At 68.2% G+C, this 19481-nt stretch carries 14 protein-coding genes and 1 tRNA gene; 11 read left to right on the plus strand and 4 right to left on the minus strand.

The annotated features are described in order from the left end of the window. Window positions 1-11: 11 nt before the first annotated feature. Both KXS11_RS02040 and KXS11_RS02045 read right to left on the minus strand, forming a co-directional pair. On the minus strand, window positions 12-338 hold the full coding sequence (locus tag KXS11_RS02040; protein WP_437383779.1) for an FmdB family zinc ribbon protein: 327 nt from the start codon (window positions 336-338) through the stop codon (window positions 12-14). Window positions 339-370: 32 nt separating this feature from the next. Further along, a complete protein-coding gene (locus KXS11_RS02045) occupies window positions 371-970 on the minus strand; it encodes a 5-formyltetrahydrofolate cyclo-ligase (RefSeq protein WP_437383780.1) in 600 nt (199 codons plus the stop codon). A gap of 153 nt (window positions 971-1123) precedes the next feature. Between KXS11_RS02045 and galU the strand changes: the two genes are divergently transcribed. From galU to KXS11_RS02070, 5 genes are all read left to right on the plus strand, one after another. Next, complete coding sequence (gene galU, locus KXS11_RS02050; protein WP_437383781.1) at window positions 1124-2017, plus strand: UTP--glucose-1-phosphate uridylyltransferase GalU; 894 nt, start codon at window positions 1124-1126, stop codon at window positions 2015-2017. A gap of 122 nt (window positions 2018-2139) precedes the next feature. Further along, window positions 2140-2793 carry a GNAT family N-acetyltransferase gene (locus KXS11_RS02055; protein ID WP_437383782.1) on the plus strand — a complete coding sequence of 218 codons (654 nt, stop codon included), beginning with the start codon at window positions 2140-2142 and terminating at the stop codon, window positions 2791-2793. An 81-nt stretch (window positions 2794-2874) separates the two neighbouring features. Then, the gene (locus KXS11_RS02060) at window positions 2875-3918 is read left to right on the plus strand and encodes a hypothetical protein (RefSeq protein ID WP_437383783.1); all 1044 of its coding nucleotides are present in this window, start codon (window positions 2875-2877) and stop codon (window positions 3916-3918) included. 154 nt (window positions 3919-4072) lie between these two features. Further along, a complete protein-coding gene (locus tag KXS11_RS02065) occupies window positions 4073-4687 on the plus strand; it encodes a hypothetical protein (RefSeq protein WP_437383784.1) in 615 nt (204 codons plus the stop codon). A gap of 67 nt (window positions 4688-4754) precedes the next feature. Continuing rightward, a tRNA-Ala gene (locus KXS11_RS02070) sits at window positions 4755-4831 on the plus strand. A gap of 77 nt (window positions 4832-4908) precedes the next feature. Here the strand turns inward: KXS11_RS02070 and KXS11_RS02075 are convergent. Further along, window positions 4909-5922: a LacI family DNA-binding transcriptional regulator gene (locus KXS11_RS02075; protein ID WP_437383785.1), complete on the minus strand. Its 1014-nt coding sequence runs from the start codon at window positions 5920-5922 to the stop codon at window positions 4909-4911. A 145-nt stretch (window positions 5923-6067) separates the two neighbouring features. Next, window positions 6068-7630 (minus strand): sugar ABC transporter ATP-binding protein, encoded by a 1563-nt coding sequence (locus KXS11_RS02080; protein WP_437383786.1) that lies wholly within the window; start codon window positions 7628-7630, stop codon window positions 6068-6070. 405 nt (window positions 7631-8035) lie between these two features. On the opposite strand from KXS11_RS02080, the gene KXS11_RS02085 reads away from it, so the two are divergent. From KXS11_RS02085 to KXS11_RS02110, 6 genes are all read left to right on the plus strand, one after another. After that, a complete protein-coding gene (locus KXS11_RS02085) occupies window positions 8036-9028 on the plus strand; it encodes an ABC transporter substrate-binding protein (RefSeq protein WP_437383787.1) in 993 nt (330 codons plus the stop codon). 118 nt (window positions 9029-9146) lie between these two features. Further along, the gene (locus KXS11_RS02090) at window positions 9147-10673 is read left to right on the plus strand and encodes a sugar ABC transporter ATP-binding protein (RefSeq protein ID WP_437383788.1); all 1527 of its coding nucleotides are present in this window, start codon (window positions 9147-9149) and stop codon (window positions 10671-10673) included. Further along, complete coding sequence (locus KXS11_RS02095) at window positions 10670-11746, plus strand: ABC transporter permease (protein WP_437383789.1); 1077 nt, start codon at window positions 10670-10672, stop codon at window positions 11744-11746. The genes KXS11_RS02090 and KXS11_RS02095 overlap by 4 nt, the downstream gene beginning before the upstream one ends. Continuing rightward, window positions 11743-12768, plus strand: a complete 1026-nt coding sequence (locus KXS11_RS02100; protein ID WP_437383790.1) for an ABC transporter permease subunit — start codon at window positions 11743-11745, stop codon at window positions 12766-12768. Before KXS11_RS02095 ends, KXS11_RS02100 begins: the two co-directional genes overlap by 4 nt. 140 nt (window positions 12769-12908) lie before the next feature. After that, window positions 12909-18152, plus strand: coding sequence for a family 43 glycosylhydrolase (locus KXS11_RS02105; RefSeq protein ID WP_437383791.1), 5244 nt, complete (start codon window positions 12909-12911; stop codon window positions 18150-18152). Window positions 18153-18298: 146 nt separating this feature from the next. Beyond that, complete coding sequence (locus KXS11_RS02110; RefSeq protein ID WP_437383792.1) at window positions 18299-19471, plus strand: N(5)-(carboxyethyl)ornithine synthase; 1173 nt, start codon at window positions 18299-18301, stop codon at window positions 19469-19471. The last annotated feature ends 10 nt before the right edge of the window (window positions 19472-19481 follow it).

The raw sequence follows: 19481 nt of genomic DNA on the forward strand, positions 1-19481 counted from the left end.
ACGCTATCCGGTCAGGACGCGGAGCCACCACTCGTCGCCGGAGCGGCGCTCGACCCGGACGAACCGCTCGACGAGGCGGTGGAGGTGCTCGACGATGACGACGAGGAGCTGTCGGAGCTGCTCGACGACGCGGGGATCGAGCTCGAACCCTTGCTCGCTCCGGCGCGCGAATCGGTGCGGTAGAAGCCCGAGCCGTTGAACGTGACACCGACAGCGCTGAAGAGCTTGCGGAGCTTGCCGGAGCACGCCGGGCACTCGGTGAGCGAGTCGTCGGTGAACGCCTGCTGGACGTCGAAGGCGTTGCCGCACTCGGTGCAGCGGTAGGCATAGGTGGGCACGGGGTCTCCTGGGATGTGGTGGGGGAGCGCGCTCAGCGGCGCGGTCTGACCTGGTCGAAATCGATGATGCGGCTCGGCGTCACGGCGCCGCCGACGGGTTCGTCGTGGACCTCCCGAGGGACCTCGTCGAGGATCTCGGTGTCGAACACGACGGCGTAGACGGGTGGGCAGCGCTCCATCGAGCCGAGCGTCTTGTCGAAGTAACCGCGTCCCCAGCCCATCCGCATGCCCTGGCCGTCGACGGCGGCGGCGGGGACGAGGATGAGGTCGACGTCGTTGATCGCGATGGGGCCGAGCCGCACACCTTCGAGCTCCGGGGTGCCGGCGAATCCGGACGTCTCGATGCCGGCTTCGCCGATGGTCCAGTCGAGCAGTCCGTCGGGTCGGGTGACGGGGAAGAGGATCCGGATCCCGGACTCCTGCGCCCACTGCAGGAACGGGCGTGTGTCCGGTTCGCTCGGAGAGGACAGGTAACAGGCGATCGACGTCGCCTCGAAGCGGGAGACCAGCGCGCGGAGGTTGTCGGTCAGGCCGGTGGCCGACCGTTCCTTCTCGAGGGAGGTCAGCAGCTCGCGTCGCTCGCGGAGCTCGGCGCGCAGCGCTCGTTTCTCATGCTCGGCCGGGCTCGTCATGGGACCTATTCTAAGCGGCTCCGTGTTCCGGGCCGCCCGCTGTCCACCACTTAGCGGACAAATCGCGCCGAGTCCAGGGGTCACCGACCACTTCACCCCCGTTCGGGGGGAGATTTCATCTGTTTGACACATCAGCACGGTAGGTTTCCCTCTATGACCACTCGAGTTACCAAAGCCGTCATCCCTGCAGCCGGTCTCGGCACCCGGTTCCTCCCGGCGACGAAGGCCCTCCCGAAGGAGATGCTTCCCGTCGTCGACAAGCCGGCGATCCAGTACGTCGTCGAAGAAGCCGTCGGCGCAGGTCTTGCAGACGTCCTCATGATCATCGGACGCAACAAGAACGCGCTCGCGAACCATTTCGACCGCGTCACCGAGCTCGAGCTCAACCTCGCCAAGAAGGGCGACACGCAGCGCCTCGAGAAGGTCAACGAGTCGAGTGAGCTCGCCGACATCCACTTCCTCCGTCAGGGCGACCCGAAGGGCCTCGGTCACGCCGTGTTGCGCGCCAAGCGTCACGTCGGCGACGAGCCCTTCGCCGTGCTGCTCGGCGACGACCTGATCGACGCCCGCGACGTGCTGCTCGAGCGCATGCTCGACGAGCAGGAGAGCCGGAACGCGACCATCATCGCCCTCATGGAGGTCGACCCGGACGCCATCCACATGTACGGTGCCGCAGCCGTCGAGGCCACCGACGACCCGGACGTCGTGCGCGTCACGGGCCTCGTCGAGAAGCCCGCGAAGGAGGACGCGCCGTCCAACCTCGCGGTCATCGGACGCTACGTGTTGAAGCCCGAGGTGTTCGAGATCCTCGAGCGCACCGAGCCGGGCAAGGGCGGCGAGATCCAGCTGACCGACGCGCTCCAGGAGATGGCTGCAGACGTCGAAGGCACGGGCGGCGTCTACGGCGTCATCTTCCGCGGCCGTCGCTACGACACGGGTGACCGCCTCGACTACATCAAGGCGATCGTGCAGCTCGCGGTGGACCGCGAAGACCTCGGTCCCGAGCTGCGTCCGTGGCTCAAGGACTTCGCCGGCGACCTGGCCTGATCCACGCCGGACCATGCACACCGCGCCCCGCGCCCACCTCGGTGGAACGCGGGGCGCGGCCTTGTCGGCGAGTCGGTGGGGGCTCCACTAGGCTCACCACAGAGCGCGAGAGGGGTGGCAACGTGGCGCAGGTCGTACCCGTGCTGAGCAGTGGTCGAGTGAGCATCCGTCCCATCAAGGCGCGGGACGCGAAGGCACTCGAACGCGAGCTCGCGGAGAACCGTGGATGGTTGCGTCGCTGGGAGGCCACGAGCCCCTACGGCCCCATCCCCACCGACAGCCGTGCCGCGATCCGCTCGCTGCAGAACCACGCCAGGTCCGGCGGTGGCCTCCCCTTCGTGATCGAGGTCGACGGCGAGTTCGCCGGTCAGCTCAACGTCTCGGGCATCACCTATGGCTCGCTCGCCTCGGCGTCGATCGGCTACTGGGTGTCGCAGCGTTTCGCCGGCCTCGGCGCCACGCCGATCGCGACGGCGCTCGCGACGGACCACTGCTTCACCGCGCTGCAGCTGCACCGCCTGGAGATCTGCATCCGACCGGAGAACGCTCCGAGCCTCCGCGTCGTGGAGAAACTCGGCTTCCGCTACGAGGGGCTCCGGCGTCGGTTCATCCACATCGACGGCGACTGGCGCGACCACTTCTGCTTCGCGCTCGTTCGCGAGGAGGTGCCGGGCGGGGTGCTCAACCGCTGGCTCGACGGACAGGTCCCGAAGGATGCGTGCGTCATCCCGGACGCCGACCGCGCCGCGGCCGCGATCCCGTTCCCCTTCCGGTGATCCAGTGGATTCGCTGACGCATCCGGGGACACACCCGCGAACAGAGCTGCCCTGGTCGATCAACCCGCTACCGTCATGACCATGGACGGTGGATTCCTGAGCGGTGGGGTGATCATTCTGGTCGCGGCGATGCTGTGGCTGGTCTACCTCGTGCCGTCCTGGGTGCGCGACAGCCAGTTCTCCGCGAGCGAGCGCAACGCCATCCGGCTGCAGCAGACGCTCCGGATCCTCGCCGAGACGGCCGAGGTACCAGAGGCGGTCCGGCTCGAAGCCACCTCGAAGGAAGTCGCCGCGCAGCGCAAGCTCCTGAAGCAGCTCGAAGCGCGCACCAAGGCCACGGCCGACGCCGCTGCTCGTGTCGAGCTCGCCGAAGCCGACCGCATCCGACGCGAGGAGGAGGCGAGGGCCGTCCAGGCCGAGGCCGTCGCCCGTGCCGCGGAGGAGGCGCGCCGAGCAGCCGTCGCAGCCGCTCGTTCCGCACAGCGCAACGCCCGAGCCGCACGGCTGGCACGCAGCCGTCGTCGGTCGCGTCTGCTCGCCACCACGATCCTGGTGGCCTCCATCATCGGCGTCTGCTCCGGTGTCGGGACGTTCCTCGCCGGCGGCGGTCTCGTCCTCGGTGTCGTCTCCACGATCGTCGGCCTGCTGGCCCTCTCAGGTCTGTCTCGCATGTCCCGCATCGCACACCGTGCCGTCGCACCGGTTCCGACCGTCGCGGTGACGACCAGACGCGTCGAGTCAGCGCTGTTCGAGTACAGCGAACCCGTGAAGGCCGCGTCGCACGCGCAGACCTGGACGCCCACCGTCATCCCGAAGCCGCTCCACCTCTCCGAGGGGTCCTCGGCTGCCGCGGAGATCGCGAAGGCCGACGCCTACGATCGACTCCGTCAGGCCGCCATGGCCGAGGCGATGGCCTCCCGGGCCGAGCGCCTCGCGCCGGCCGTGCCGACCATCGCTCGTCGGCCGGAGCCGATCGTGGCACCGGCACATGTCGTCGCACCGCAGTCGGAGCGTCCTGTGCAACAGCCGACCCCGAGTCGTTTCGCCGCAATGGGCGTCGTCGACGAGGGCGAGATCGCGGCGAGCGGCTCATCTCTGCTGCAGCGTCGCCGCGCAGCGGGCTGACCCACTGGCGGTTGTGGGATTCCGGCCGTTCATGATGCGGCAACCGGCGACGGATACACTCGTCGTGGGGGTTCGTCGATCCGATCGTGACACCGACGCCCCTGAACGTGAAAGGTGATCGATGGGCGTGTGGCGCAAGAGCCGGCGGAAGCCGATGAAGCCATATGTGGCCCCTCCGGAGGTCGCTCCGCCGCCCGTGTCGCACGCGGTGGACGAAGGCCTCCTCATCGCCCGCTCGTGGACGGTCGTCGAGATCACCAACTGGATCATCGAACGTGCGCTCCGCGACGGCGCACCGTACGACGCCGAGGCGACGCAGGCCGCCGTCCGCCGTGAGCTGGGGCGCATGGCCGACGAGCAGGAGGAGTACGCCGACCTGGCGCGCGAAGCCCGGCAGACGGCCTTCCAGCGCCGGGGGAGCGCTCGCCACCAGCACGACTACCGTGCCGGCGACCTGAGTGCCCTGTCGCGTCGCCGTGAGGTGTACTCGGGACTCGCCGCCGAGCTGCGTCGGGTGAGCGCGGACGAGGAGTTCGTCGCCGCGATCGCCGAATCCGCGAGGGAACGCGCCTGGGGCGACCTGGAGCGCGCGATCGAGGCGAAGTTGGAGCGGGTGCTCGACGAGCCCGTCGTCGATGAGAGCTACCGTCGCGCCCGCAGCCAGCGTCTCCGCTGGTTCCGAGACCTCGACCTCGCGGCCCTCATCGCCGCCCATCCGACGGACGGCAGCATGCCGGTCGACGACGGCCCGAACCCGTACGAGGACTGATCCGATCAGCGCACTCCGCTCGATTCGGAATCGGAGGGTAGGTTCTGATAGCCTGATCGAGCAGTTTGGGCCCATGGCGCAGTCCGGTAGCGCACCTCGTTCGCATCGAGGGGGTCAGGGGTTCGAATCCCCTTGGGTCCACCATTGCACCACGACAGCCCGCACCTCACCGTGCGGGCTGTCGCGTTTTCACCGCGCGATAATTGCTCGGGCGGGCGGGCTCAGTCGCCGGCGGCGAGGCGCCGCGTGGAAGCGCGCTCGATGAGTTCCGGCACGGACGGGCTGGCTGTCCGCTGTTCGCCGTTGATGCGCGCGAGCAGGGCGTCCAGCATGTCGCGGCCGATCTGCTCGAAGTCCTGACGGATGGTCGTCAGCGGGGGAGCGACGTAGGCGGCTTCGGGGATGTCGTCGAACCCGACGATGCTGACGTCGGCGGGAACGCTGCGGCCGCGCTCGGTGATCGCGTGGATGAGACCCATGGACATCTGGTCGTTCGAGACGAACACCGCCGTCAGTCGGTCGAGATCGCACTCCCGGCCGAAGCGGTAGCCGGACGACGGCGACCAGTCGCCTTCGCCGACGATGCGCGCAGCGAGGCCGCGCGCTGAGAGCTCGTCGCGCCAACCCCGGGCGCGCTCCTGCGCGTCGACGGAGTCGGGCGGACCGGCCAGATGCGCGATCTCGCGATGGCCCAGGTCTGCGAGATGCGCGACCGCACGTCGCGCGCCCGTGTACTGGTCGGCGCCGATGGTGGTGATGCCGGTCCGCGGAGTCGCTTCGAGTGCGACCAGGGGGATCGTGAGCTCCATGCCGGCCACGATGTCGACCGTGCTCTGATGCGACGTCATCACCGCGATACCCTCGACGTTCTGCCGCAGGAACGCGCTGATCGCCGCCCGGATGGCGTTCGGTTCGCTCCCGATCATGTTGGCGGTGAACACCGACCACGATGCCTGCCGCGCGGCTGCGTTGAAGTGGAGCAGCGTCGTCGACGGCCCGAACTCGGGGCCGCCCGTGGCGATGAGCCCGATGGTGCGCGAACGCCGCGTCACCAGAGCACGCGCCGCGGGCGACGGCACGTACCGCAGCTTCTTGATCGCCTCCTCGACCCGCACCCTCGTGGATGCGCGGACGTTCGGCAGGTCGTTGAGGACGCGCGACACGGTCTGATGCGACACCCCGGCGAGCCGGGCGACGTCGAAGATCGTCGACTGGCGCGGCGTCTCCTCGCTCACGATTCCCTCCCGTCCGGCGACTCGTGGTGCTCCGCGCCGACCGCGACCAGCGCGCATCGAGCGGCCCCCGGTACCGAATCGTGTCTCCATTCGAACTGTAGTCGAGGGACGACACGATCCCGACGCACACGCGAGCTCGGCGCGGTCAGGGAGCATCACTCCCATCGGCGTCCTCGTCCTCGTCCGCAACCCCGGCGATGACGGCGAGCAGGTGGTCGACGGTCAGGTCGTGATTCACGAGGTCGCCCACCTTCACCCGTTCGCGCAGCACGGCCACCCGGTGACTGATGCGCAGGACCTCCTCGAGCTCGGCGGAGATCATCACGACCGACAGGCCGTTATCGGCCAGGTCGGAGACCAGCCGCTGGATCTCGGCCTTCGCGCCGATGTCGATCCCTCGCGTCGGCTCATCGAGGATGAGCAGCCGGGGAGCTGTCGCGAGCCACCGGGCGAGGAGCACCTTCTGCTGATTGCCACCCGAGAGGTTCCGGACGAGCGTCTCCGGGTCGGCCGGCCGGATGCTCATCGCCTGGATGTAGCTGACGGCGAGTTCCTCCTGCCGCCGACGGGAGATGGGTCGCAGCCAGCCGAGATCCGCCTGGAGCGCGAGCGCGATGTTCTCGCGCACCGTGAGGTCGCCGATGATGCCCTCCGTCCGGCGATCCTCGGACGCGTGCACCACGCGGTTCCGCAACGCCCCGTGCGGGCTGCCGAACCGGCGACGGACACCGTCGACGAGGACCTCGCCGGTGTCGGGCCGATCCGCGCCGGCCAGGAGGCGCGCCAGTTCCGTGCGACCAGAGCCGAGCAGCCCGGCGACACCGACCACCTCGCCCTCGTAGATCGAGAGGTCGAACGCCTCGATGCCGCCGCTGCGACCGAGTCCGACGGCCTGCACGAGCGGCGTCTCATCGGTCTGGGCGTCCCGTGCCGTGCTCTCCTCGGTGTGCGCATGCAGTTCCTCGAGCATCGACAGCTTCGTGCCGACCATCTTGTGGACGAGGTCGATCCGGAGCAGATCCTCGGTGAGGTACTCGCCCATCAGGCGTCCATCGCGCAGCACGGTCAGCCGGTCGGAGATCTCGTACACCTGGTGCAGGAAGTGGGAGATGAACAGGATGGCGACGCCGTCCTCCTTGAGCCGCGTGATGGCACGGAAGAGCTCCGTCACCTCGTCGTTGTCGAGGCTCGACGTCGGCTCGTCGAGGATGAGGACGCGCGCGTCCACGGCGATCGCGCGGGAGATGGCGACGAGCTGCTGGATCGCGGGGGAGTGGTCGCCGAGCGTGGAGGCGGGGTCGATCTCGAGCCCCAGGGTCGCCAGGTGCTCTGCGGCGAGTCGCCTGGTCGCACGCCAGTCGATGCCGCCCAGGCGCCCGCGCGGCTCACGGCCGAGCATCACGTTCTCGGCCACCGACAGGTTCGCGAGCAGGTTGCCCTCCTGGTAGACCGTGCTGATGCCCGCGCGCTGGGCGTCGGCGGGAGCTGCGAAATGCGCAGGCACCCCGTCGATCTCGATCGTGCCGCGGTCGATGCCGTGCACGCCGGTGAGCGCTTTGATGAGCGTCGACTTGCCCGCGCCGTTCTCACCCATGAGCGAGTGGACCTCGCCCGGGAACAGACGGAAGTCCACGTCGTCGAGTGCGACGACCCCGGGGAACTCGACGCCGATGCCCGACATCGTCACGCGCGGCGACACGGCGTTCATCGGCGCGGCAGCGTGAGGACGCGGCTGAGAGTGCTGTCATAGCGCTCGTCCATCGACGAACCTCCTTCTCCTGGTGAATGTTAGGGTTCACAACTCCCGTTTGCAAGCGGCCTCCTCGGACCGTCTGGAGGCGAGCGGGCGACGGGAGCCCTGTCGATCAGGGGAGCTGACGGCCTGCGCCCCGGCGAAACACTGATGCTTGACAAGGATCGAAGACGGCCGTTATCGTCGCGTCAGACGGAAATGTGAAGGCTAACAATTCGTCCGGAATCCCCTCTCAATGCAGATCGAGGGTTCACTGCCGGATGTGTTGTGAGCGATAACACTCGTCACGCACCGCAGTTCGTCCGCTCGGACGCAATCACCCTGCCGCACCCCGGTGCGCAGTTCTCAAGGAGGAGACCAATGGCACACTCAGCACGCTTCACGTCGATCGCGGGCCTCGCGCTCGCCGGAGCCCTCGCGCTCAGCGTCACGGCATGCTCGTCGGGTGCGACCGACGACGCGGCAGGCGGCGAAGACGGACTCGTCACCGTCGGATTCGTGGCCGTCGGCCCCGAGGGCGGATGGCGCACCGCCAACGAGCAGAACATCCAGGACTCGTTCTCGAAGGAGAACGGCTTCGACCTCAAGTACGCCCCGGCCACCAACGGCGACCAGAACTCGCAGATCACGGCGTTCACCTCCTTCATCGACGAGGGCGTCGACGCGATCCTCCTGTCGGCGACCGAGGCGACCGGCTGGGAGGACGTGCTGAAGCGGGCCCAGGAGGCGGAGATCCCCGTCGTGCTCCTCGACCGCGGCATCGAGCCGAACGACGAGAGCCTGTACACGAGCCGGATCGCTCCGGACAACGTGGGCATCAGCACCTCGGCCGCCGAGTGGGCGAACGCACAGTTCCCCGAGGGTGCCAAGTACGTCGTGCTCGAAGGCCCTCCCGGCCTGTCCGTCGTCAACGACCGCAACAAGGGTTGGGACGCGTCCATCGCGGACAACTTCACCAAGGTCGAGAGCCAGTCCGCGAACTGGTCGACCGAGGAGGCCAAGAGCGTCTTCGAGACGATCCTGAAGGCCAACAACAACGACGTCCAGCTCGTCTTCGCACAGAACGACGAAATGGGGCTCGGCGCGGCCCTGGCAGTCGAGGAAGCCGGCCTGAAGCCCGGTACCGACGTCAAGATCATCACGATCGACGGCACCAAGTCCGCCCTCGAGGCGCTCGCCGCAGGCCGACTGAGCTTCGTCGCCGAGTACAACCCGCTGTTCGGCGAGGATGCGGTCGACGTCGTGAACAAGGCACTCGCCGGTGAGAAGGTCGAGTCGAGCATCGTCGTCGACTCCACGACCTTCGACTCGCCGGAGGCGGCTCAGGAAGCCCTTCCCGAGCGCAAGTTCTAGCTTCCATCCACCACACGAGTCCGTCCCCGCGTCATCGCGCGGGGACGGACCCGTGGACCGTGCGGCAGAGCCGCACGACAGGGCGACGCCGGCACGCCGGCAGAACAACGAGGCACCCATGGCAGCGACAGCGCCGATCATCGAGATGACCGGCATCGGGATCGAGTTCCCCGGAGTCAAAGCACTCCAAGACGTCGACTTCCGGCTGTTCCCCGGCGAGGTCCACACCCTCATGGGCGAGAACGGCGCAGGCAAGTCGACGCTGATCAAGGCCCTCACGGGCGTGTACACGATCGACGCCGGCACGATCAGCGTGGCCGGTCGATCCGTCAGGTTCTCCGGCACCGCCGAAGCGCAGGACGCCGGCATCTCGACGGTGTACCAAGAGGTCAACCTGTGCGACAACCTCACCGTCGGTGAGAACGTCATGCTCGGGCACGAGATCCGCGGGCCCCTCGGCATCAACTGGCGGAAGACCAACGCGGCAGCGCACGATGCACTCGTGAAACTCGGACTCGGCGCGCTCGACCCCGCCCAACCGCTCTCCAGCATCTCGCTCGCGCTCCAGCAGCTCGTCGCGATCAGCCGCGCGATGGTGTCGGAATCGAAGGTGCTCATCCTCGACGAACCCACCTCGAGCCTCGACGCGAACGAGGTCGAGGGACTCTTCACCGTCATCCGCAAGCTGCGCGACGAGGGCGTCGCGATCCTCTTCGTCTCCCACTTCCTCGACCAGGTCTACGCGATCAGCGATCGCCTCACGGTGCTCCGCAACGGTGAGTTCGTCGGCGAGTACCTCACCCCCGACCTCTCCAGGGCCCAGCTCATCTCGAAGATGATCGGCAAGGACTTCGACACGCTGGCCTCGCTGGGGTCGAACCGCGGTCGCGCCGAGCACTCGGCGAGCGCTCCGTTCTACGCCGCCACCGGGCTCGGTCGCAAGGGTTCCATCGACCCGGTCGACATCGAGGTGCACCCGGGCGAAGTCGTCGGCCTCGCCGGTCTGCTCGGCTCCGGTCGCACCGAGTTGGGGCGCCTCATGTACGGCGCCGACCGTCCGGACTTCGGCTCGGTGTCGATCGAGGGCCGTCCGGCGGATGTGCACACGCCCGTCGCAGGGCTCGCGAAGAAGATCGCGTTCTCCACCGAGAACCGTCGCGACGAGGGCATCATCGGGGATCTGACCGTTCGCGAGAACCTCATCCTCGCCGTGCAGGCGCGTCGCGGCTGGGCGAAACCGCTCTCCCGACGCGAGCAGACGGCGCTCTGCGACAAGTACCTCGTGGAGCTCAACGTGCGACCGGCGGATCCCGAACGCCCCATCAAGAACCTCTCGGGCGGCAACCAGCAGAAGGTGCTCCTCGGTCGCTGGCTCGCCACGGACCCGGAGCTCCTGATCCTCGACGAACCCACACGCGGCATCGACATCGGCGCGAAGGCGGAGATCCAGGAGACGATCGCGAAGCTGGCCGAGGACGGCATGGCCGTCGTCTTCATCTCCTCAGAGCTCGAGGAGGTCGTTCGTCTCAGCGAACGCATCGTCGTGCTGAAGGACCACCGCAAGATCGGCGAGATCGTGAACGGGCCGGACATCACCGCGGAGACCGTCGTGGACGTCATCGCCGCAGAAGGGACCAACGCATGAACGACGTGACCGGTCGTCGCCCCACGGTCGCGAGGGCCGTCAACGCGCTCGTGCACCAGCCGTACATCTGGGCGATCGTGGCCCTCGTCCTGCTCCTCGTCGTCAACCTGGTCAAGAACCCGGCCTACCTGGGCGTGTCGATCAACCAGACCACGGGCGACCTCTCAGGCAACGTCATCGACATCCTCCGCGCGAGCGCGCCGATCATGATGATCGCCGTCGGCATGACCCTCGTCATCGCGACCCGCGGCATCGACCTGTCGGTCGGATCGGTCATGGCGGTCGCGGGTGCGGTGTCGATGGAGTTCCTGCGCGGTGCGGGTTCCGGCGACGTCGGCAGCGCCCTGCTCGCCGTGGCACTCGCGCTCGGGATCAGCGCCCTCCTGGGCACCGTGAACGGCATCCTGGTCTCCATCGTCGGCCTGCAACCGTTCATCACCACGCTCGTGATGATGCTGGCGGGCCGGGGGCTCGCGAAGGTCATCACCTCGGGTCAGAACACCTCGGCGAGCAACGACGGGTTCCGGTGGATCGCGAACGGCACGATCCTCGGCTTCCCCGTCGTGTTCGTCATCGCGGCGATCATCGTCGCGGTCATCGCGATCCTCGTCAGACGGACGGCGCTCGGGCTCATGATCGAAGCGATCGGCATCAACCCGAAGGCCGCTCGGATGGCGGGCATCCGCCCGATCGGCATCCTCATCTCCGTCTACATCGTCAGCGCGATCCTCGCCGGCGTCGCGGGCATCTTCGCCACGGCGAGCGTGATGACGGTGGAGGTGGCCAAGACCGGCGTCTCGGCCGAGATGGACGCGATCCTCGCGGTCGTCATCGGCGGCACCTCGCTCGCGGGTGGCAAGTTCTCGCTCACCGGCAGCGTCATCGGTGCCCTGCTCATCGCGACGCTCGACAAGACCATCGTGTACCTCTCGATCCCGTCCTCGGCGACACCGGCGTTCAAAGCCGTCGTGATCGTCATCGTCTGCCTGCTGCAGTCGCAGCGGGTGCGTGCCCTCTTCAACCAACGACGCAGCAGTCCCACCAGGACGACGAAGGGAGCGGTGTCGGTATGACCTCCACGCTCATCGACCAGCCGACGCGCCGAACGCTCGTCTCACGCCTCCGACCGAGACTGGAGACCCTGCCGACGCTCGCCGCCATGGTGATCTTCGTCGGCATGATCATCTACGGCGAGGTGGCCTACGGCCGGATCACGCAGTTCAGCACCGTCTCGAACCTCTTCATCAACAACGCCTACCTGATCATCCTCGCTGTGGGGCTCACCTTCGTCATCCTCACCGGGGGCATCGACCTCTCCGTCGGCGCAGTGATCGCGATCAGCTCCCTGGTGGGGGTGATGCTCGCGAACGCCGGCTGGAACCCGCTCGCCGTCATGGTGCTGATGGTGGTCATCGGCTCGGTGTTCGGAGCCGCCTCCGGGGTGCTCATCCAGTACTTCAACGTGCAACCCTTCATCGCGACGCTCGCGATGATGTTCCTCGCCCGCGGCCTCGCGGCCATCCTCAGCACGACACCGCAACGCCTCGGCGACGATTCGCCCATCCGCGCGCTGTCGACCGAGTGGAAGGTCATCGACGGGCCGAAGATCAACGACCTCGTGATCACGCCGAACGTGCTCATCGCCGCCATCGTCGTGATCGGTGCGTTCTTCGTGCTGCACCGGACACGCCTCGGACGGACCGTGTACGCGATCGGCGGCTCCGAGCAGTCGGCGCTCCTCATGGGGCTCCCGGTCGTGCGCACCAAGCTCGCGGTCTACGTCATCAGCGGCACGCTCGCCGGACTCGCCGCCGTCGTCTACACGTCGAAGCTCGGCATCGCGCAGAACATCACGGGGAGTGGCTGGGAGCTCGACGCGATCGCAGCCGTCATCATCGGCGGCACGCTGTTGACGGGCGGTGCCGGCTTCGTGCTCGGCTCGGTCGTCGGGGCGCTCGTGCTCGGCCTCATGAACGTGCTCATCACCCGTGACGGCAGCATCCGGCCGGAGGCGACCACCATCATCACCGGCGGCATCCTGCTGGTGTTCGTCCTGCTCCAACGCCTCGTCGTCTCGCGCAAGCGCAAGACCTGATCAGCCCCGCCGCAGCAACCGACAACGGATCCACCCACCCCACCGGCGGTCCTCACGACCGCACCACTGTCGAACCTCGCTCACCGCGACGTCCGGCGCGCCCTGTCGACAACGAAGCCGAACCCAGGAGGACGTGCAGCATGAAACCCATCTCGACCAGAACAGTGGTCGCCGCGCTCGCGGCGTCACTGACGATCCCATTGCTGAGTGCGATACCAGCCTCCGCAGACGACAGCGGACTCGTGCTCCACTACGCGCTCGACGAGACGGCCGGCACGACCGCGACGGACTCCTCGGGCAACGGACACGACGGCACCTTCGTCGGCGGTCCCGGCTACGGCGGCACCGAGGGTGTCTCCCTGGACGGCGTCGACGATTACGTCGCCCTGCCGAACGACATCCTCGCCGGACTCGACTCGATCACCGTGAGCACGGACGTCCTCATCCGACCGAGCCAGGCGACCCCCTACTTCATCTTCGGCCTCGGGAACCCCGCGACCAGTAACGCCGGAACCGGCTACCTCTTCGCGACGGGCAACTCGTACCGGGCCTCGATCACTCCGGGCAACTGGAGCGGAGAGCAGACGGCGGATTCCGCGTCGAACCTGGCGCGCGGTGTCTGGAAGACGCTGACCTACACCCTCGACGACGCGAGTGACACGGCGACCCTGTACCTGGACGGCGTGCAGGTCAGCCGGAAGACCGGCGTGACGGTGAAGCCGAGCGCCATCGGTGGCGGGGTCACCACGGCCAACGCCATCGGCAAGTCCAACTACGCCAGCGACCGTCTGCTCTCGGGCAACGTCCGTGACTTCCGCATCTACGACTCGGCGCTCGACGGCTCGGCCGTTGCCGCTCTGCAACCGACGGATGCCACGAGAGCGGCCCGCGACGCGGCGTCCCTCGGCCTCGGCGACCTCTCGGCCGTGACCGCCGACCTGTCGCTGCCGAGCAGCGGGGTGAACGGCAGCACCATCGCCTGGACATCGGACACCCCGGCGCGCATCTCGGACGCCGGTGTCGTGACGCGGCCGGCGCCTACCGACGGTGCCGCCACCGTGACCCTCACCGCGACGATCACCCGCGGGAGCGAGAGCGCCAGCAAGCGGTTCATCGCGACGGTGCAGCCGCTGCGGTCCGACCAGTCCGACGTCGACGCCGCCGCAGCCGAACTCGTGATCAACACGATCGACGACGTCCGCGGCAACCTCACCCTGCCGGGTGCGCCCGACGGCATCGGCATCGAGTGGGAGTCTTCCGACCCCGGCATCGTCCAGACGGACGGGATCGTCTCACGGCCTGACCGGGACACCGAGGTCGTGCTGACCGCGCATCTCACCAAGAACGCCGCGACCGCTGAGCGCACCTTCACCGCCACGGTCCGGAAGGCCGTGGACCTCCCGGACTACGAGGGCTACGCCTTCGCCTACTTCACCGGGAACTCGCTCGAGGGCGAGAACATCTACTTCGCCGCGAGCGAAGGCAACGACGCACTCTCGTGGCGCGAACTCAACGGCGGCAAGCCTGTGCTGCGCTCCACCGAGGGCACGAAGGGTCTCCGCGACCCCTTCCTCATCCGCTCACCCGAAGGGGACAAGTTCTTCCTCATCGCCACCGACCTCTCCATCGGCAGCGGCACCTCGTGGGGCGATTCTGTCCGGCAGGGCAGCCGGTTCCTCGAGGTCTGGGAGTCGACCGACCTCGTGAACTGGTCGCAGCAACGCCACATCGAGGTGTCGTCGGCCAACGCCGGCAACACCTGGGCGCCCGAAGCCTACTACGACGAGTCCATCGGCTCGTACGTCGTGTTCTGGGCGTCGTCGCTCTACGCCGACGACGACCCCGGCCACGTCGGCAACTCCTACCACCGCATGATGTACGTGACCACGCGTGACTTCGTGACCTTCACCGAACCGCAGGTGTGGCAGGACCAGGGCGTCTCGCGCATCGACTCGACCGTGCTCGAGGACGACGGCACGTACTACCGCTTCACGAAGGACGAGGGTGCTGGCGGCACCGGATGCAGCGACATCATCCAGGAGTCGTCAACGGAGCTCCGCGCGCAGCTCGACGCCTGGACGATGGTGGACAGCTGCATCGGGCGCAACGCCGGTACGAGTGCCGTCGAAGGCCCGACGGCCTTCGTCGCCAACCCCGGTGACGTCAACGGTCAGCAGTACTACCTGTTCGTCGACGAGTACGGCGGACGCGGCTACATCCCGCTCGCCACGGACGACATCGCCGACCCGGACTGGAAGGTCCCGGCGAAGTACGATCTCCCGGCGAGCCCCCGCCACGGCACCGTCATCCCGGTGACCGCAGCCGAGCTCGCCGCGCTCGTCGACAACGAGCCGACCGGCCCGGAACCCGCGCCGGTGAACGAGGTCGGTGAGATCCTGCGCTACTCGTTCGACGGTGGATCCGGCTCGACCGTGGCCGACGTCTCCGGCAACGGACAGGACGGCGCGATCGTGGGCGGTGCGACCTGGCAGGACGGCTCGCTCGCGCTCAACGGCACGACCGGCTACGTGGACCTGCCCGACAACCTCCTCGCCGGCGTCGAGGACGTGACGGTGGAAGCGGACGTGTGGATCGACCCCGGACAGTCGGGCGCCTACTTCATCTACGGACTCGGCAACACATTGTCGGGCGTCGGCAACGGCTACCTGTTCACCTCGGGCAACGCCTACCGGACGAGTCTCGCGACCGGCAACTGGACGACCGAGCAGACCGTCTCGCAGGGATCGAACCTGCCCAGAGGGAAGTGGGCGCACCTGACCTACACGCTCTCGGGGACCTCCGCGACGATCTACCTCGACGGCGTCGCGGTCGCGACGAGCACCGTCACGACCGACCCCGGTGACATCGGCGGCGGTGAGACCACGGCCAACTACCTGGGGCGCTCGAACTACGACGCGGACAACCGTTTCCGCGGCCAGTTCCGGGAGTTCGCGATCTACAACCGCGCGCTCTCAGCGGCCGAGGTGCTGCAGTCGTCCGGCAACACCCAGGCGCTCGCCGAGGTCACCCTCGCCGAAGCTGATGTGCTCCGCACGGCACCGATCATCGATTCGACGAAGCGGGAGATCGTGTTCCCGGTCGAGCCGGGGACGGATCTGACGGCGCTCACGCCCGTGTTCTCCACCGCTGCGAGCGCCGTCGCGACGCCGGCCTCCGGCACCACCCGCGACCTGAGTACTCCGGTCCAGGTCAGTCTGTCCTCGGGGTCCGGTGACCCGGTGGTCTGGACGATGCGTGCCGTCGACATGGGGAGCCCGACCATTCCGGGCCTCTACGCCGACCCGAACATCGTGGCCTTCGGCGACACCTACTACGTCTACGCGACGACGGACGGCTACGCGGGTTGGGGCGGCAAGGACTTCTACGTCTGGTCGTCGAAGAACCTCGTCGACTGGGAGCGATCGGCCGATCCGATCCTCACGCTCGACGGATCCGCCGGCAACGTGCCCTGGGCGACGGGCAACGCGTGGGCACCGACCATCACCGAGAAGGACGGCAAGTTCTACTTCTACTTCAGCGGACACAACCCCTCGGTCGATCGGAAGACCATCGGCGTCGCCGTCGCGGACGATCCTGCCGGCCCGTTCACGGCCGACCCGACGGCGATGATCCTCAACAACGAGTCTGTCACCTCGGGCCAGGCCATCGACCCCGCCGCCTTCACCGACCCGGTCTCGGGCAAGAGCTACCTGTTCTGGGGCAACGGCTCTCCGGTGTACGCGGAACTCTCGGACGACATGCGCTCGATCAAGCAGGACACCCTCCGTCGCATCAGCGGATTGACGGACTTCCGCGAGGGGGCCTTCGTGAACTACCGCGACGGCCTCTACCACCTGACGTACTCGATCGACGACACCGGCTCGGCGAACTACCGCGTCGGCTACGCGACCTCGACGAGCATCGACGGCCCGTGGACGTATCGCGGCGTCATCCTCGAGAAGGACGCCTCACTCGGCATCCTCGCGACGGGTCACAGCTCGATCGTGAACGTGCCGGGCACGGACGACTGGTACATCGCCTACCACCGGTTCGCGATTCCGGGCGGTGACGGTCAGCACCGCGAGACGACGATCGACCGCATCACCTTCAACCCTGCGACCGGGCTCATGAACGTCGTGACGCCGACGCTCGAGAGCATCGAGCCGCAGACGATCGTCGACGCCGAGCCGCTGTCCGCAGGGATCACCGGCACCGCCAGGGCCGGCGAGACCCTGACGGCGACGGCCTCTGAGCCGTGGCAGGCCACGGGCTTCGTCTGGATGCGCGACGGCGTGGCCGTCGATGGCGCGACCTCGTCGAGCTACGTGCTCACGGGCGATGACGTGGGTTCGACGATCGCCGTCGAGGTCTCGGCATCGAAGCCGCTGTGGACGCCGTCGTCGGCCACCGCGGACGTCGGACCGATCCTGCCGTCCGACGGAGGCACCGCCCCACGGGTCGACGTCGCGATCGACGGTCCGGCTGAGAACCAGGCGGGCTGGCGGAACGGACCGGTCGAGGTGTCGCTCTCGATCGCTGGTGCGGGTGGCGCGGACATCGAGTATCGGCTGGATGCGGGGGAGTGGACGTCGTACTCCGAGCCCTTCGCCCTGAGCGCCGATGCCTCGACCCTCGTCGAGTACCGTGCGGTCGTCGACGGTGAGCCGGTCGACGGTTCGGGCGGCAGCACGACGGTCAGGATCGATGCGCTCGCCCCGGTGTCGACGCTCGTGCTCGATCCTGAGGACGGCATCGGCGGAGCAGACCGACCGGTGCACGTCACGGCGACGGCTGTGGACGCCACCTCGGGTGTCGCAGAGGTGCAGTTCCGCCTCGGTGACGGCGAGTGGAGTCCTGCGACAGCGGACGGGCTCAGCTTCTCGGAGCCGGGAGCGACCGTCGTCAGCTATCGTGCGATCGATCTGGCCGGCAACGTCGAGGAGGTGCGCTCGGTGGTGATCACCGTCGAATCGACGGCCACCGGCACGCTGGTCCTCGAGTCGCAGACCGTCACCGCCGGGAAACCCTTCACGGTGTCGGGCAGTGGCTTCGCTGCCGGTGAGCGGGTCGAGTTCACGCTGTTCTCCACGCCGACCGCCCTCGGTGGCGTCCGAGCGGACGCGAACGGGTCGTTCACCGCGACGCTGACGATCCCCGCCACGGTCGAAGCCGGCTCGCACACCCTGCGCGCGGTCGGTGCAGACTCCGGGATCACCGGCGAAGCGACGCTCACGGTCCGCGCTGCCGAGGAACCGGGTGACGGGCAGTTCGCCGTGACGGGTGTGACGGTCACCTGGTCGGTCCTGGCGGCAGCCCTGCTGCTGATGTCGGGTGCGTACCTCGTCCTGCGTCGTCGCCGAGAGGTCGTTGCGTCCGAGGACTGACCACCGGAGAGACCGGGCCCTTCCGCTCCGCGATCGCGATCGTCGGAGCGGGAGGGCCCTTCGCTGTCCGGCCGCGGAGGGGATCGGCGTACGGTACGGTCGGGAGCACGGAGCCGCTTCGGCCCCCGTGAATGGGACGAGCAGTCATGCCAGCATCCGAACCGACCGAGCAGCACGACGCAGTCCTCGGGGTGATCGGATCCTCGCGGAAGCCCGACGAGCGTCGCGTGCCGATCCATCCCGCGCACTTCGAACGCATCGACGAGACCCTGCGGTCGCGCATCATCGTGGAATCCGGGTACGGCGCCCGCTTCGGGGTGTCGGACGAGGTCATCGCGCCGTACGTGCGCGGCTTCGGGACGCGGGCCGAGGTCATCGCCCAGGCCGACGTCGTCCTCCTGCCGAAACCGCAGCTCGCCGACGTCCGGGAACTCCGCGACGGCCAGACGCTCTGGGGGTGGCCGCACTGCGTGCAGGACCAGGAACTCACGCAGCTCGCGATCGACAAGCGGCTGACGCTGATCGCCTTCGAGGCGATGAACCACTGGGCGGGCGACGGCAGCTTCGGCCTGCACGTGTTCCATAAGAACAACGAGCTGGCCGGGTACTGCTCCGTCCTGCACGCCCTCGAGCTGTGCGGGTCGACGGGCGCGTACGGGCGCCGGCTGACCGCTGTCGTCATCGGGTTCGGGGCGACCGCCCGTGGAGCCGTCACCGCGTTGAACGCCCACGGCATCCATGACGTCCGGGTCCTCACGAACCGTCGGGTCGCAGCCGTCGCTGCGCCCATCCATTCGGCTCAGATGATCCAGTTCGACCACGACGACGGTCCGTACCTGAGCGAGGTCATCACCGACGAGGGGCGCGTGCCCCTCGCCCCCTTCCTCGCCGAGAGCGACATCGTCGTCAACTGCACGCTGCAGGACCCGAACGCACCGTTGCTCTACCTGCGCACGGCAGACCTCGGCGCGTTCCGTCCGGGCAGCCTCATCGTGGACGTGTCGTGCGACGAGGGGATGGCCTTCGAGTGGGCACGGTCGACGAGCTTCGCTGACCCGATGTTCACGATCGGCAACGGCGACATCAACTTCTACAGCGTCGACCACAGTCCGTCCCTGCTCTGGAACTCCTCCAGCTGGGAGAACAGCGAGGCGCTGCTCCCGTTCCTGCCGACCGTGCTCGCCGGCCCCCGAGCGTGGGCGGCGGAGGAGACGATCGCACGTGCCGTGGAGATCCAGGACGGGGTGGTGCGGAACACCGCCATCCTCGAATTCCAGGGTCGGGATGCGCAGTACCCGCACGAGCTGCTCACGTCCTGAACGCGAGAGG

It is taken from the genome of Plantibacter flavus (assembly GCF_051487245.1).
Classification (GTDB): Bacteria; Actinomycetota; Actinomycetes; order Actinomycetales; family Microbacteriaceae; genus Plantibacter; species Plantibacter flavus_B.

Bases quoted from the DNA above. Each gene is read 5' to 3' on its own strand.
- KXS11_RS02100 (WP_437383790.1), top strand. From the start codon at position 11,743: ATGACCTCCACGCTCATCGACCAGCCGACGCGCCGAACGCTCGTCTCA.
- KXS11_RS02080 (WP_437383786.1), bottom strand. From the start codon at position 7,630: ATGAACGCCGTGTCGCCGCGCGTGACGATGTCGGGCATCGGCGTCGAG.
- KXS11_RS02045 (WP_437383780.1), bottom strand. From the start codon at position 970: ATGACGAGCCCGGCCGAGCATGAGAAACGAGCGCTGCGCGCCGAGCTC.
- KXS11_RS02065 (WP_437383784.1), top strand. From the start codon at position 4,073: ATGAAGCCATATGTGGCCCCTCCGGAGGTCGCTCCGCCGCCCGTGTCG.
- galU (WP_437383781.1), top strand. From the start codon at position 1,124: ATGACCACTCGAGTTACCAAAGCCGTCATCCCTGCAGCCGGTCTCGGC.
- KXS11_RS02095 (WP_437383789.1), top strand. From the start codon at position 10,670: ATGAACGACGTGACCGGTCGTCGCCCCACGGTCGCGAGGGCCGTCAAC.
- KXS11_RS02105 (WP_437383791.1), top strand. From the start codon at position 12,909: ATGAAACCCATCTCGACCAGAACAGTGGTCGCCGCGCTCGCGGCGTCA.
- KXS11_RS02090 (WP_437383788.1), top strand. From the start codon at position 9,147: ATGGCAGCGACAGCGCCGATCATCGAGATGACCGGCATCGGGATCGAG.
- KXS11_RS02060 (WP_437383783.1), top strand. From the start codon at position 2,875: ATGGACGGTGGATTCCTGAGCGGTGGGGTGATCATTCTGGTCGCGGCG.
- KXS11_RS02085 (WP_437383787.1), top strand. From the start codon at position 8,036: ATGGCACACTCAGCACGCTTCACGTCGATCGCGGGCCTCGCGCTCGCC.
- KXS11_RS02110 (WP_437383792.1), top strand. From the start codon at position 18,299: ATGCCAGCATCCGAACCGACCGAGCAGCACGACGCAGTCCTCGGGGTG.